This window comes from Mucilaginibacter sp. 3215, from assembly GCF_050433785.1.
Taxonomy (GTDB): domain Bacteria; phylum Bacteroidota; class Bacteroidia; order Sphingobacteriales; family Sphingobacteriaceae; genus Mucilaginibacter.
Genome location: NZ_JBNPWO010000004.1, coordinates 120,861 through 133,904, shown reverse-complemented (window position 1 = coordinate 133,904; position 13,044 = coordinate 120,861). Strand labels below are relative to the sequence as shown.

General features: G+C 43.1%; 12 protein-coding genes. 10 read left to right on the top strand and 2 right to left on the bottom strand.

Features of this window, described 5'->3' with window-relative positions; genetic code table 11:
- Positions 1 to 79 precede the first annotated feature (79 nt).
- Positions 80 to 1,306 (top strand): RNA polymerase sigma factor, encoded by a 1,227-nt coding sequence (locus tag ABIC84_RS09165; protein WP_429263410.1) that lies wholly within the window; start codon positions 80 to 82, stop codon positions 1,304 to 1,306.
- 171 nt (positions 1,307 to 1,477) lie between these two features.
- Here ABIC84_RS09165 and ABIC84_RS09160 read toward each other — a convergent pair whose 3' ends face one another.
- Positions 1,478 to 2,710 carry a serpin family protein gene (locus ABIC84_RS09160; RefSeq protein WP_429263409.1) on the bottom strand — a complete coding sequence of 411 codons (1,233 nt, stop codon included), beginning with the start codon at positions 2,708 to 2,710 and terminating at the stop codon, positions 1,478 to 1,480.
- A gap of 149 nt (positions 2,711 to 2,859) precedes the next feature.
- Between ABIC84_RS09160 and ABIC84_RS09155 the strand changes: the two genes are divergently transcribed.
- The 3 genes from ABIC84_RS09155 to ABIC84_RS09145 all read left to right on the top strand — a co-directional run bounded on the left by ABIC84_RS09155 (position 2,860) and on the right by ABIC84_RS09145 (position 6,779).
- Complete coding sequence (locus ABIC84_RS09155; RefSeq protein ID WP_426584340.1) at positions 2,860 to 4,104, top strand: alkaline phosphatase family protein; 1,245 nt, start codon at positions 2,860 to 2,862, stop codon at positions 4,102 to 4,104.
- Positions 4,105 to 4,527: 423 nt separating this feature from the next.
- Positions 4,528 to 5,397: a hypothetical protein gene (locus tag ABIC84_RS09150; protein WP_426584338.1), complete on the top strand. Its 870-nt coding sequence runs from the start codon at positions 4,528 to 4,530 to the stop codon at positions 5,395 to 5,397.
- A 551-nt stretch (positions 5,398 to 5,948) separates the two neighbouring features.
- Positions 5,949 to 6,779 carry a DUF6263 family protein gene (locus tag ABIC84_RS09145; protein WP_429263408.1) on the top strand — a complete coding sequence of 277 codons (831 nt, stop codon included), beginning with the start codon at positions 5,949 to 5,951 and terminating at the stop codon, positions 6,777 to 6,779.
- A gap of 169 nt (positions 6,780 to 6,948) precedes the next feature.
- On the opposite strand, the gene ABIC84_RS09140 is transcribed toward ABIC84_RS09145, so the two are convergent.
- Positions 6,949 to 7,848 (bottom strand): alpha/beta hydrolase, encoded by a 900-nt coding sequence (locus ABIC84_RS09140; RefSeq protein ID WP_426584332.1) that lies wholly within the window; start codon positions 7,846 to 7,848, stop codon positions 6,949 to 6,951.
- A 180-nt stretch (positions 7,849 to 8,028) separates the two neighbouring features.
- On the opposite strand from ABIC84_RS09140, the gene trxA reads away from it, so the two are divergent.
- The 6 genes from trxA to ABIC84_RS09110 all read left to right on the top strand — a co-directional run bounded on the left by trxA (position 8,029) and on the right by ABIC84_RS09110 (position 12,982).
- Complete coding sequence (trxA, locus tag ABIC84_RS09135) at positions 8,029 to 8,325, top strand: thioredoxin (protein ID WP_426584330.1); 297 nt, start codon at positions 8,029 to 8,031, stop codon at positions 8,323 to 8,325.
- A 127-nt stretch (positions 8,326 to 8,452) separates the two neighbouring features.
- Entirely contained in the window at positions 8,453 to 9,106 is a 654-nt protein-coding gene (locus ABIC84_RS09130) for a TetR family transcriptional regulator C-terminal domain-containing protein (RefSeq protein WP_426584328.1), read from the top strand.
- A 4-nt stretch (positions 9,107 to 9,110) separates the two neighbouring features.
- The gene (locus ABIC84_RS09125; RefSeq protein WP_429263407.1) at positions 9,111 to 10,445 is read left to right on the top strand and encodes an ABC1 kinase family protein; all 1,335 of its coding nucleotides are present in this window, start codon (positions 9,111 to 9,113) and stop codon (positions 10,443 to 10,445) included.
- 73 nt (positions 10,446 to 10,518) lie between these two features.
- Entirely contained in the window at positions 10,519 to 11,088 is a 570-nt protein-coding gene (locus ABIC84_RS09120; RefSeq protein WP_426584324.1) for a hypothetical protein, read from the top strand.
- 33 nt (positions 11,089 to 11,121) lie between these two features.
- Positions 11,122 to 11,436 carry a Dabb family protein gene (locus ABIC84_RS09115; protein WP_426584322.1) on the top strand — a complete coding sequence of 105 codons (315 nt, stop codon included), beginning with the start codon at positions 11,122 to 11,124 and terminating at the stop codon, positions 11,434 to 11,436.
- 79 nt (positions 11,437 to 11,515) lie between these two features.
- Entirely contained in the window at positions 11,516 to 12,982 is a 1,467-nt protein-coding gene (locus tag ABIC84_RS09110; protein WP_426584320.1) for an SDR family oxidoreductase, read from the top strand.
- Positions 12,983 to 13,044 lie beyond the last annotated feature (62 nt).

Here is a 13,044-nt window from a genome sequence, read left to right as displayed (position 1 = left end):
TGCGAGATATGCAAAACGGCGAAGCACAGCTACGAGATTGCCGCGCAATCGCTCGCAATGATATTTTTTCATTTGCCCCATGCAAAGCCCCGAAATCATTCCCCATCTATTCCGCACCGAATACCGCAAAATAGTATCGGTGCTGTGCCGCCGCTTTGGATTTGATCAGATGGAAACTGCCGAGGATATCGCCAGCGACACCTTCCTTACCGCAGCCCAGGCCTGGAGTTATAAAGGTATCCCGCCTAACCCAACCGCCTGGCTTTATAGCGTAGCCAAAAACAAGGCGAAAAATCATTTACAGCGTAATGCCATTTTTGAAAGCAAGGTATCCCCGGAAATACAAATCGCGGAGACCTATGAACCGGAAATCGACCTTTCGCTTCAAAACATCAGCGACAGCCAACTGCAAATGATGTTTGCCATTTGTCATCCCGCCATCCCGCCCGAGGCACAGATCGGGCTTTCGTTACGCATCCTTTGCGGTTTCGGAATTGATGAAGTGGCTGAAGCTTTCCTGACCAATAAAGAAACCGTTAACAAACGCCTGTTCAGGGCTAAGGAAAAGATCCGCAATGAAAAAATAGGAATCGAAATGCCTGGTCCGGCTGAAATTGATAACCGGCTCGAAAACGTGCTCACCACTATTTATCTGTTGTTTAGCGAGGGTTATTATTCTGTTAGTGATAACCAGGTTTTGCGTAAAGATCTTTGCTTTGAGGCCATGCGCCTTTGCCACATGCTTATTGAAAACGAAGGCACCAACAAACCGCCGGTTAATGCATTGCTTTCGCTCATGTATTTTCATGCCTCGAGGTTTGAAGCCCGCATAGATCAAAACGGCGGACTAATTTTATATGAAGATCAGGACACCAACCTCTGGAACTATGACCTGGTAGCCAAAGGTGCCTTTTATTTAAACCTTGCCACTACCGGTACTCAATTATCAAAATATCACATTGAAGCCAGTATAGCCTACTGGCATACTCAAAAAACCGATTCCAAGCAAAAATGGGAAAACATATTGCAGCTTTATAATCGCCTGCTGAAAATAGCATACTCCCCTATAGCGGCACTCAACCGCACCTTTGCGCTTGCCAAAGCCAACAGCCCCGAAGAAGCCATTAGTGAGGCCGAAAAATTGAAACTCACCGGAAACCAGTTTTACCATACCCTGCTTGGCGAACTATACACCGGCATTGACAATGAACAGGCAAAACTAAACTTTGAGAAAGCACTAACGCTGATAAAAACACCTGCTGATAACGCCATTATTCAAGGCAAAATCGATAAGCTTCAGAATTAACATCAGCTCAGATCCGCAAAAAACAACTGATAAACAACAACAAAAAAGCATTAATTACATGACTTATAAACAAGGCATTACCATGCTTAAAAATAACACCGAATACTTAAAGTTGGTATCATAAGTATGTTGAAGCGATTAAAACTATTTTGGGTAAACCCGGAGAGCATTTTATTCACTCAGCGTTGGGTTTCTCACTATCCCTGCAAATAGTATCAGCCCGGTTTTCATTTCACGTATTGCAAAAATGAAAGGTTTATTAAAAACATGAGTTGGTGGGGCTGCCGTGGTCACTATGCCAACAGATGTTACTGCCGCGGCTTCGGTACCGTCTTCATTCACATCAATATAAGCTTTGTGTTTCACCTCGGATATACTAAGTCCACCACCCGCGTTAATGCGACTAAAATCAGCCATATCGCTAAAGGCAATGCTCATCCCTAATGATTTTAAAATATAATTCAGTGTAATATCATAACTAAATTTAAACCGGGGCATGGTAATGTCCGATTTACCGGCGGTGAGTTTACCCATCAGTAAATTCCATTTATCGGAATCAAGGCCCTGCGCAAAGGCTTTTATATCTTCATCAGGCATCATCAATATCATGCTGTATTTACTGTTGCTATAAGGCAGTTCAACCACGTTTGTACCATTATAATATGCGCTTTTAAGGTCAGCATGGCTATTGGTCATAAAATCAGCTTGTACAGTGCCGCCATTTGACAAACGAAACGGCGCCTTGAATGTTGCTTTTGCATCAAAACGGGTTTTCCATATGCTTCTAAAATAAATGGCATTGATGAGGTACATCCGGGCCCCATCCGAAATTTTATCGAGGATCTTTGGAATCTTGCTGTTAGTTTGCTGGCTTACCCAACCATTAATAGCAGTTAGAGATGCTGATTCATTGCTAAAATCGAGGGATTTCACCTCGGCATTATAAAAATCGGTATTGGTTTTCAGGAATGCAGGCAGCACCGTAAAATTATTAGCGTACCAAATGGAATTGGCTATTTTAAGCGTAGTATTTGGATCGAGATCGGGGAGGTTTGTGATGAGGTTATGATAGTAATTGTTAACCTTTTCTTCGGTAAAACTGCTAAACTCCATGGTTTTGCGGATATCTGTAAGGGTTTGCCCGCTGGCACCATTACTGGTCATACCTATGGCAAAGCTTACGCTTAATGGCGAAATGATGACGTTTTTATCCGCGTCAAGACTATTTACATTAGCGCTGAAAAGCTTTAAGGTAAAAGCATTACCAGGCCCAATCTGTTGCTGTTCGGTTGCGGAAAGCACCAGGTCTTTACCCGGATCTTTATTAACTGGGCTGATACCTCCCTTTTTACAAGCGGTTATAGCTAAAATTCCAAAACAAAGTAAGGTTAGTTTGCGCGTCATGGCTGATAGGTTTATAATTACATTACGCCTTGTAAATCATTTACGCTACAACACGTTAAAAATATAACAGCCCAAAAAGCATAACAATTTTTTAACGCCTGTACTTTTAAAACACCGTAATTTAGTCTTTTAAAACATTACTTATATCGATGCGAAATCTACTTAAAACCGCAGCTTTTGTCCTCCTGATATCGGCCGGGCTAAATACCACCGCCCAGATCCGCAAAGCAGTCTTTATTATTGCAGATGGCATCCCTGCAGATCTTATTGAAAAATTGAATACCCCTAACCTGAAACTGATAGCTAAGCAGGGCACCTACCTACGTGCGCATGTTGGCGGCGAAAAAGGTGGTTATTCGCAAACGCCAACCATATCGGCAAATGGCTACAACAGCTTACTTACCGCTACCTGGGTTAACAAACACAACGTTTGGGGCAACGACATCAAAGCACCAAACTATAATTACTGGAATATATTCCGGATGTTTAAAAATGCTTATCCCAACAAAAAGACAGCCGTATTTAGCAGTTGGACAGATAACCGCACCAAGCTAATTGGGGACCGGTTATCCGCAGCAGGTAACATCCATCCTGATTTTGCTTATGATGGTTATGAACTGGATACCGTTAAATTTCCGCATGATAAAGCCGGGAACTATATGCACCTGATAGATGAGCAGGTAGCAGCATCGGCAGCGGATTGTATTAAAGATAAAGCTCCCGACCTTTCATGGGTATACCTGGAATATACCGATGACATGGGGCATAAATACGGCGATAGCCCGCTATATTATGATGCTATTGAAAAAATGGATGCACAGGTAGGCAAGATCTGGGCAGCAATACAATACAGGAGGCAACATTTTAAAGAAGACTGGCTGATTTTTATCACAACAGATCATGGCCGCGACGAAGCAACCGGTAAAAACCACGGTGGTCAAAGCACCCGCCAGCGCTCAACCTGGATGGTTACCAGCTACCGCCCGCTTAATAACTATGCTAAATTCTATACCCCGGGTATTGTTGATATAACGCCCTCTATCAATAGTTTTTTAAATTTAAAAGTACCCGAAGCACAACAACGTGAGATGGATGGGATCTCGCTTATCGGTCCGCTATCAGTGGCAGAGCCTGCCGCTAACTATCTGCAGGGCTCATTGGATATCACATGGAAAGCACTTGATCCCAAAGGCAGTGTTAAGATTTGGGTAGCAGCCGATAATACTTTTAAAGAAGGTAAAGCCGATGATTATAAGCTGTTAGCTACTGTGCCGGTTACTAATGAGCATGTGCTGGTTGATGTTAAAAATATACCCTCTAAATTTTATAAAGTTGCTATAGAAGGATTGAATAATACCATAAACAGGTGGATTGTATTGGATGAGAAAAAATAACCCGGACCATTCATTAAAAATATCAATAACGCCTCTTTGCATAAAAATGTAAGGAGGCGTTATTGATTTATCTCTCGTAAAAAACCTTCCGATCAAACTTTCCCAACCCTCATCAGCTCAAAATACAAACTACTTTGTATTGTGTGCCCTCCCCGGGCTCCGTAAACTTGTGATATAAAAACAATCCAAATCACAATGAAAAAGCCACAAGTATGTACCTCTGATATAACGCCTGCTAACAGCAGCACGTTAAATTTTATTATTACAATCATCTCAAACTCACCGTTCAACAGGTTATTTTATCTGAAAAACAAAAGATTGTCCGTTGTTTTTTTGCAGGTAAATTACCTACATTAGATCATTGCCTGCTGGCGTTGATCTGTTCATCACAATCATCAAAACACACCTAATCCGTTTACTAAAATGATCTGCAAAACCAAAATATGGGCAGTTATTTGCTGTATTACCGGCGCATTTTGTTTGAGTACACAAGCTGTTTATAGCCAAAACCAGTTTGAAAAAGAACTCACGCAAAAAATAGACAACTTTCTGGCCCCTGTCCCTCAAACCAACCAGCAAACAATATCAACACAAAATGAGCTGTACCCAAGCGATGCCCCCGGCGGCATATTAATTCCATCGGGCTTTGGGGGATACGGCACCTACCTGTTTGGAGGCCTTGGCGCTACCTACCCTGAAGTGTACAGGGACAACAAAGCCGATCTGATCGCCTCTGCAGGGGCATGCGTTGGTAATCCTGTAAAAGCAATAAACTTTGCCGCCAGTTTAAACATGACGGATGTGCACAGGTTCAGGGATTTTTCAGGAAACTTCATAATAAGCCGTAAGCTATTTGCAGGTACAAGTATCTCGGCCGGGGCATTGCAGATGTTTGCCAATGCAAGGCAATCAGACGCTTCCGGCTCAACCTATTATCTTGCCGTAACCCATGCTATACAAACCATTAAATCATTAACCCCGGGCTGCTCAAGGCTTAGTTATACAATAGGCATAGGCAGTGGCCGGTTTTACGAAAAAAGCCCCAAAGATATTGCTGCCGGCAGAGGAAAACACGGTACGGCAGTATTTGGCAGCGTATCCTACGAACTTATACACCATGTAAACGTAAATGCCGAATGGACCGGCATGAACCTCGGTATCTCGGCGGGGATCCGACCGCTCCCGGTGCCTTTAAGTTTAGCAGTAGGGGTTGCAAACCTTACCCGGTATACCAATAATAAAGCCAATATGGTATTCTCCATCGGTTACCCCCTCTCCCTAAACCGACGATAATTCTTTCTCAGCAAAAAATTAATTATTTCATTAAAACATATAAGATCTATGAAAAAGATAATCATAGCAGCATTAGTCGTGTCCGCAACTTTAGTTATAAGCATTAAGCAGACTTCTGCCCAAAGCAGAAACAATCAATCAGATTGGAATGTACCACCACCGCTACCTCCTTATACGCCACCACCACCGGTAATTCCGCCACCCACAGTGCCGCCACTACCTCCACCGCCGTATAAACCGGTAATACCAGTGCCACCGATTAAACCACCTAACATTCCGCCCACTCCGCCGCCACCGGGACCGGGGCCACATATGCCACCGCCAACCCATATGCCGCCGCCTACTCATATGCCGCCACCGACTCATATGCCGCCACCGACCCATATGCCACCACCAACCCATATGCCACCACCTACGCATATGCCGCCACCGACCCATATGCCGCCACCGACCCATATGCCGCCACCGACCCATATGCCAAGCCATTAGTAAACAGTGATCTATATTTAGCTTTTCAATCCAACAGGGGATAATATAAATCGATTAAAAAAATGAAAACACACCTCTTCAATATAAAAACGGCATTAATGGCTTTATTGCTGTTCGCAGCCTGCTTCAGCAAAGCTCAACGCCGCGAACTTACGTTTAAGCAGGGCGATGAGTACAATAAAACAACCTATATAAGTGCGGCAAGTATATTGCAGCGGGGGAAGCAAACATTCAATATCAATACAACATCATCAATATCAAAAAGCTATAAGGTTACAGGTATTACCCGTAGCGGGTTTGTTTTAACTGTTACCACAAGTCACATCGACGATACAATGGATGCCTTTGGTAAAAAAATGGAATACAGCTCAGACAGGCCTGCCGATACCAGCTCATACATCCAGATGGCACTGCAAAGTCTTATAGGCAAATCGGTAACGCTCAGCATTGATAAAAATGGGATCATAACCGATGTAAATGATCCGGATGAGCGATACGCTACCGACACGCTGTTATTATTCGCAGGTTTTAAACAGGATCAGTTTATAACCGGCACACGCTTAAACCTGGTTGCAGATAACTCGGAAGCATTAAAAACGGATGCAAGCTGGGTGAGCAATATATCTTCGGGTAATGAGAAGATAAACACTACTTATACAGTAAACCAATCAACACAGCCTGACAAGTATACCAACCTGATGCTTACCAGTACATCATCAGCACCTGAACAAAACAGTAATACGAATGGTGTACTTGTGGTTGATAATGCTTCAGGCGTGGTATTGGTTTCAACAGTAAAAACAGCTACGCTGAGTTACAAATTTGTTAATGACGCCACTTATTCATTTGGCCGGCGTACCGAAGTAGTAGAAAATTGTATAAAAATGAATTAATACGAACCGGGGAGATTCATTACAAAACGCACAGCTTTCACCGAAAGCTGTTACAAGATACATTAGTCCTGAACGTAGGGGTACAATAAGGGCTATTGTTAAAAGAAGAGGCTATGCTGTTAAGTTATGCATATGCCTCTCTTTTTATAATCCTATTTTTTTACTGTACTTAATGAAGTTTCATCCTTTTGGCTGTTGCCGGGTGCAGGTAATTATTATCGCTCAACCAGTCGGCCATGCGTTGAGGCCAGGTGCTGATGCCTTGCAGCTTTGACCGGTAACCCATATTAAAGCCATGATCGCCCTGGGTATAAATATGTATTTCAACCGGTATTTTTGCTTCCCGGTAACGCTGCAGTAGTTTTACTACCGATGGCGAGCAGCAAACATCATCATTAGCGGCTAACAAAAATGCCGGCGGGGCATCATAGGGCAGTTTATCGGGAATATAAAGCGGTCCCGGATAGATCTGGATCAAAAACGAGGGACGGGCATTTAACCTATCGATCGGATCGGAGGCTCCGGGGTCACCTTTACTCTCGCCATAAGCAACCATATCAACTACTTCGCCGCCTGCCGAAAAACCCATCATCCCGATGCGGTTTGTATCCAAACCATATTCAGCTGCTTTGCTGCGTACCAGCCGCATCGCCCGGTAGCCGTCCTGTTTGGCATGTACATCAATTTTGTATGGCGATAGTGTATCCCTGCCTAAACGATATTTCAGCACAAAAACCGTAACACCCAAAGTATTAAGATATTTTGCAGGATCAACACCTTCGGCAGTGTATACCAGCAAACGATGGCCGCCGCCGGGGCATATCACCACCGCGGCGCCATTAGCTTTATCCTTCGGCGGCAGGAAAACAGTAAGTGATGGATTATGGATATTTTTAACCCAATAGTCTTTAGCCTGCTCTGGCTCGTTGCGGCGGTTTTCGAAGCCCGGCGCTCCGTTTTGCCAAAGCGGTACAACAGTGCCCTGGGCCAAACCCGAAAAAGGGAGCGCAAAGAGTACCAGGAATAGGTAAGTGCTTAGTTTTGTTTGCATAAAGTAAATATACTTCATAGCCGATGCTTTGATATTAAAACACTAAACTTTTACGCGGGTTAATGGTTAAATTTGAATAGCATTTAGTTCATGGATCATAGTTCATAGCAATTAGCTTATCTACAGAAAACAGGCATCACTATAATGCCCGTACTATGAACTATCATCCATGAACCATGAACAACTAATAAAATACTTATGGCAAATTTCCAGGAAATAATAGCATCAGAAACACCGGTACTGGTCGATTTTTCGGCCGAGTGGTGCAGCCCTTGTAAAATGATGCCACCTATACTGCACGATGTTAAAACAGCGTTAGGTGATAAGGTAAAGATCATCAAAATAGATATCGACAAAAATCCTGCGGCAGCCAGCGCGTACCGTATTCAAAGTGTGCCTACCCTTATGATCTTTCAAAAAGGGCAAAGCAAATGGCGCCAAAGCGGTGTGGTACAGGCCAGGCAGCTGCAACAGGTGGTGGAGCAGTTTTTATAACTTCACCCCAGCCCTCTTCAAATGGATAGGGAGTTATATAATTTATGAGATTTTACAATTTTAACATATCAGCTCAAAAGTCCCCTCCTTTGGAGAGGTTTTAGGTGAAGCTTAAATTCCAATCAACATGGCAACTATCGAAAGCATCCAGACCGCGTATATCGATTATGTGTTAACCGAAGGCGAACAGCCTAAATCGGTTTATATCTTCGCAAAGCAAAATGAAATGAGCGAAGCCGAATTTTACCAGTTCTACGGTTCATTTGAAGCGGTTGAGCAGGGGATCTGGGCAGGCTTTGCAACCAAAACATTAGCCGAGATCCGTGCACAGGAAGTTTGGGAAGGCTATACAGCACGTGAAAAAGCTTTATCATTTTTTTACGGTTTTTTTGAGTTGTTGAAAAGCAGCCGCAGCTTCGCGGTTTACAGCATTAAAAAGCAACCTAAAGGTTTTACAACACCCAGGATATTCAGTCCGCTGAAGGACATTTTTGAGGGCTTTGCAGATGAGATTTTGAAGGAAGGAATTGAAAGCACCGAACTAAGCGATCGTAAATATTTCTCCAAAAAGTATAAAGACGCCTTATGGATCCAGTTCGTTTTCGTACTTAACTTCTGGATTAACGATAATTCGGCCGGCTTTGAAAAAACCGATGAGGCTATTGAAAAAGGAATAAATGTAACGTTTGATCTTTTCCAGCGCTCGCCTATCGACAACCTTTTTGAATATGGTAAGTTTTTGGTGCAAAACGGCGGGATAAAGGATAAGATGGGATTTTAAAATTATGGCAGATGAAACTCCGGGAGCCACTCCCGAACAAAATAGCATACCCACTACCAAAGTACAGCGGTCAGCCAAATTTGTAAAAACAGGCATTAAAATTGGCGGCAACTATATTAAGCATTACTCCAAAAAGCTATTCAATCCTGATCTGGATAAATCGGAGTTGAACGAGGATAATGCTGCTGATATCTATCAATCATTAAGCGAGCTTAAAGGCAGCGCGCTCAAGGTAGCACAAATGCTCAGCATGGATAAAAACCTGCTGCCGCAGGCTTATGTTGATAAGTTTACTCAATCGCAATACAATGCGCCGCCGCTTTCGGGACCGCTTATTGTGCAAACATTCAGGAAATATTTCGGTAAAAACCCCGATCAAATCTTTGATAAATTCAATATCCGCTCAACCAATGCAGCTTCGATAGGCCAGGTTCACCAGGCAGAGCTAAATGGCAAAAAGCTTGCAGTTAAGATCCAGTACCCTGGTGTAGGCGATTCTATCTCGTCTGACCTGAAACTGGTTAAGCCTTTTGCTTTCAGGATGCTGGGCATGAGCGAAAAAGAACTGGATATATATATGAAAGAGGTTGAAGAACGCCTACTGGAAGAAACCGACTACGAACTGGAAGTTCGGCGGTCTGTTGAGTTTTCCAATGCCTGTGCCAATCTCAATAATGTTGTTTTCCCTAAATATTATCCGGAGCTAAGTAGTAAACGAATTATCACTATGGACTGGCTGGAAGGTAAACACCTGAAAGAGTTTTTAGCCACCAATCCATCGCAGGAGCTGCGCAACCAGATAGGTCAGGCTTTGTGGGATTTTTACAACTTTCAACAACATGAGCTCCGCGCCGTACATGCCGACCCGCATCCCGGTAATTTTATGATCACGCCAGCAGGTAAACTTGGGGTCATTGACTTTGGCTGCATTAAGGAAATGCCCGAGGATTTTTATTATCCCTTCTTTTCCCTTACATCAACCAATTTACTGGATAACAAGGAAGAAACCATCAAGGCATTCCGCCAGCTGGATATGATCCACAAGGGTGATACCCCGGCGCAGATTGAATTTTATTATACTCAGTATAAAGAGATGATAAGCCTGTTTGCCCAACCATATATTACCGACACATTTGATTTTAGCCAAACAGCATTTTTTGATCAGTTATATGGTTTTGGCGAGCGTATATCAAAAATGCCCGAGTTTAAACAGGCCCGCGGTGTTAAACATTTTATCTATGTAAACCGCACCAATTTTGGGTTGTATAATATTTTACATGAATTAAAGGCCGAGGTTAAAACGGATACCTTTAAGCCGCATGTGGTATTGGAATATTAAGCAGTTGGCAGTTTTGGGTTTGCAGTTGAACCAGTTTGTAATTAGCTATATTTGGATTAACCTATCACCATTTATGAAAGTGCAATACCTGCTTTTAATAGCGTGTTTATTAGTTGCCTGCAAGTCAAAGCATACAAAACCAGATATCAATTCTTCTAAAATCAAAAAACTTAAAGTTTTTCCAGCATCCTATAAAAGTGCAACTAAGATTAAAGCAACAGTTATTGATACATCTAATACCGATAACGAGGCTGCTTATGCAAATTATTATATTTTAGTTACCGATACCGGTATCAATTATTATACGCTCAGAGATATAATGTTTGACTTGAATAAATCATCCGATATTCCTATTGATACGATGGAACGGGGATACAACAAAGCTAAAGACCTCATTGCGCTATCGGATAAAGACGAAGACGAAATTTATGCCGGCGAGTATTACCCCCGAAGATTTCCGTCCAAAACATTAAGCCTTGAATATCTTGATACCTACCAATATAACACAAGTCCGAAAACTATTGCTCTGGTAGCCGGGATTTACGAAAGCAAAAACAGCGCCGACAGCGCTTTACAAGTTATTAATAAGCTTAAAACAGCCTTTGTTTTTAAAGGAAGAGTTTACGCCGGCTGCATGCATTAAAAATAATTTTACAACTTAACACATTATTTCTCCATGCCAATACTACAAAACACATTCGTCCACCACGTACATTTTTGGCTTAACAACAAAGCCGATAAAGATAAACTGATTGAAGGGCTTAACATCCTCCTTCCTATTCCGCACATCCGCGATATACATATCGGCGTACCGGCCAATACCAACCGCGATGTGATCGACCGTTCATATGATTTATCACTATTGATCTTATTTGATTCGCCCGAAGCCCAGGAGGCTTACCAGGTTGACCCTACCCATATCATCTTTGCCGAAGAATATGCAAAACCGCTATGCAGCAAAGTAGTGGTTGTCGACAGCGTAAACCTATAGGCTCTAACTAATTGGTGACATATTATAAGGCAGGCACTGTTGTTTAAAACCGCCTGCCTTTTTTGTTGTTTCACTATGCATGAAGGTTTTACTCGCTGGTGCTAATGGCTATATAGGTACACGGCTTATCCCGGTTTTACTGGAGAACGGTCACGACGTAGTTTGCCTGGTACGTGATAAACGTCGTTTTCATGAGCACAGCGATTTCAGCGGGCAGGTTACCCTCATTACCGGTGATCTGCTTAAAGAATCAAATATCGAAGCATTTCCCGAAGATCTCGATGCTGCTTATTACCTGGTGCATTCCATGGCGCAAACACAGGATTTTGCAGCGCTCGAGGCCCTCTCGGCGCATAATTTTGTACAGGCACTCGATAAAACCAATTGTAAACAGGTTATTTTTTTAAGCGGGATTACCAACGACGAAAATCTTTCGCGCCATCTTGAATCCCGGCGGCACGTAGAGGATGTGCTGAAAGAAGGCAAAGCCGCATTAACTGTTTTGCGAGCTGCAATTATCATCGGTTCGGGCAGCGCCTCATTCGAGATCATTCGTGATCTTACCGAAAAGCTTCCTGTTATGACCGTTCCGCGCTGGGTGAACACTAAATGCCAGCCGATTGGCATCCGCGATGTACTGGGTTACCTGGAAGGGATAATGCTGAACGAAAAATCGTTCAACCGCACTTTCGATATTGGCGGGCCTGATATTCTTTCTTTTAAACAAATGATGCTTACCTATGCCAAAGTACGTAAGCTGAAAAGGTACATGATCACCATACCTTTCCTGTCGCCCAAACTGTCATCATACTGGCTTTATTTTGTTACTTCAACAAGCTATACCCTTGCCCAAAACCTGGTGAACAGCATGAAGAACGAAACGATAATGCACGATCATAGCATTGATGATGTAGTGCCACGTAAATGCCTTACTTATGAAGAGTGCCTGGAGCTTGCCTTTGTGAAGATAGAGCAAAACTCTATTGTATCAAGCTGGAAGGATGCCTTTAACCAGGGCTACCTTAATCCGGGATTTATGGACCAGATCAAAGTACCCCAAAACGGCACGCAGGAGTATAAAGTAAAAATGCCTTTTGAACGCCCGGCTGCTGAAGTATTTGCCAACGTGCTCTCCATAGGGGGTAACCGTGGCTGGTATTATTGGGACTGGATCTGGAACATCCGCGGGTTCCTGGATAAGGTTTTCGGCGGTGTTGGCTTACGCAGGGGGCGCACAAGCAATATTGATATAAGCCCTGGTGATGTCATTGATTTTTGGCGGGTTTTATTAACTGATCGGGAAAATAAACGCCTGCTGTTATACGCCGAAATGAAACTACCAGGCGAAGCCTGGCTTGAATTTAAAATAATTGAACGCCACGGTAAGCAAAGTTTAAGCCAGGTAGCTACCTTTAGGCCCAGCGGCTTGTGGGGCCGGCTTTACTGGTACGCCATGTGGCCCTTTCACCTGTTCATATTTAAGGGGATGGCAAGGGAAATTGTAAATTACCAGGAAAAACCGAGGACCATGGACAATAGACCATAGTCCATAGCAATAGCTTATTAAATAAAATCACTATGGACTATCGTCCATCGACCATGGACTGA

Bases quoted from the DNA above. Each gene is read 5' to 3' on its own strand.
- ABIC84_RS09165 (WP_429263410.1), top strand. From the start codon at position 80: ATGCAAAGCCCCGAAATCATTCCCCATCTATTCCGCACCGAATACCGC.
- ABIC84_RS09160 (WP_429263409.1), bottom strand. From the start codon at position 2,710: ATGACGCGCAAACTAACCTTACTTTGTTTTGGAATTTTAGCTATAACC.
- ABIC84_RS09155 (WP_426584340.1), top strand. From the start codon at position 2,860: ATGCGAAATCTACTTAAAACCGCAGCTTTTGTCCTCCTGATATCGGCC.
- ABIC84_RS09150 (WP_426584338.1), top strand. From the start codon at position 4,528: ATGATCTGCAAAACCAAAATATGGGCAGTTATTTGCTGTATTACCGGC.
- ABIC84_RS09145 (WP_429263408.1), top strand. From the start codon at position 5,949: ATGAAAACACACCTCTTCAATATAAAAACGGCATTAATGGCTTTATTG.
- ABIC84_RS09140 (WP_426584332.1), bottom strand. From the start codon at position 7,848: ATGAAGTATATTTACTTTATGCAAACAAAACTAAGCACTTACCTATTC.
- trxA (WP_426584330.1), top strand. From the start codon at position 8,029: ATGGCAAATTTCCAGGAAATAATAGCATCAGAAACACCGGTACTGGTC.
- ABIC84_RS09130 (WP_426584328.1), top strand. From the start codon at position 8,453: ATGGCAACTATCGAAAGCATCCAGACCGCGTATATCGATTATGTGTTA.
- ABIC84_RS09125 (WP_429263407.1), top strand. From the start codon at position 9,111: ATGGCAGATGAAACTCCGGGAGCCACTCCCGAACAAAATAGCATACCC.
- ABIC84_RS09120 (WP_426584324.1), top strand. From the start codon at position 10,519: ATGAAAGTGCAATACCTGCTTTTAATAGCGTGTTTATTAGTTGCCTGC.
- ABIC84_RS09115 (WP_426584322.1), top strand. From the start codon at position 11,122: ATGCCAATACTACAAAACACATTCGTCCACCACGTACATTTTTGGCTT.
- ABIC84_RS09110 (WP_426584320.1), top strand. From the start codon at position 11,516: ATGAAGGTTTTACTCGCTGGTGCTAATGGCTATATAGGTACACGGCTT.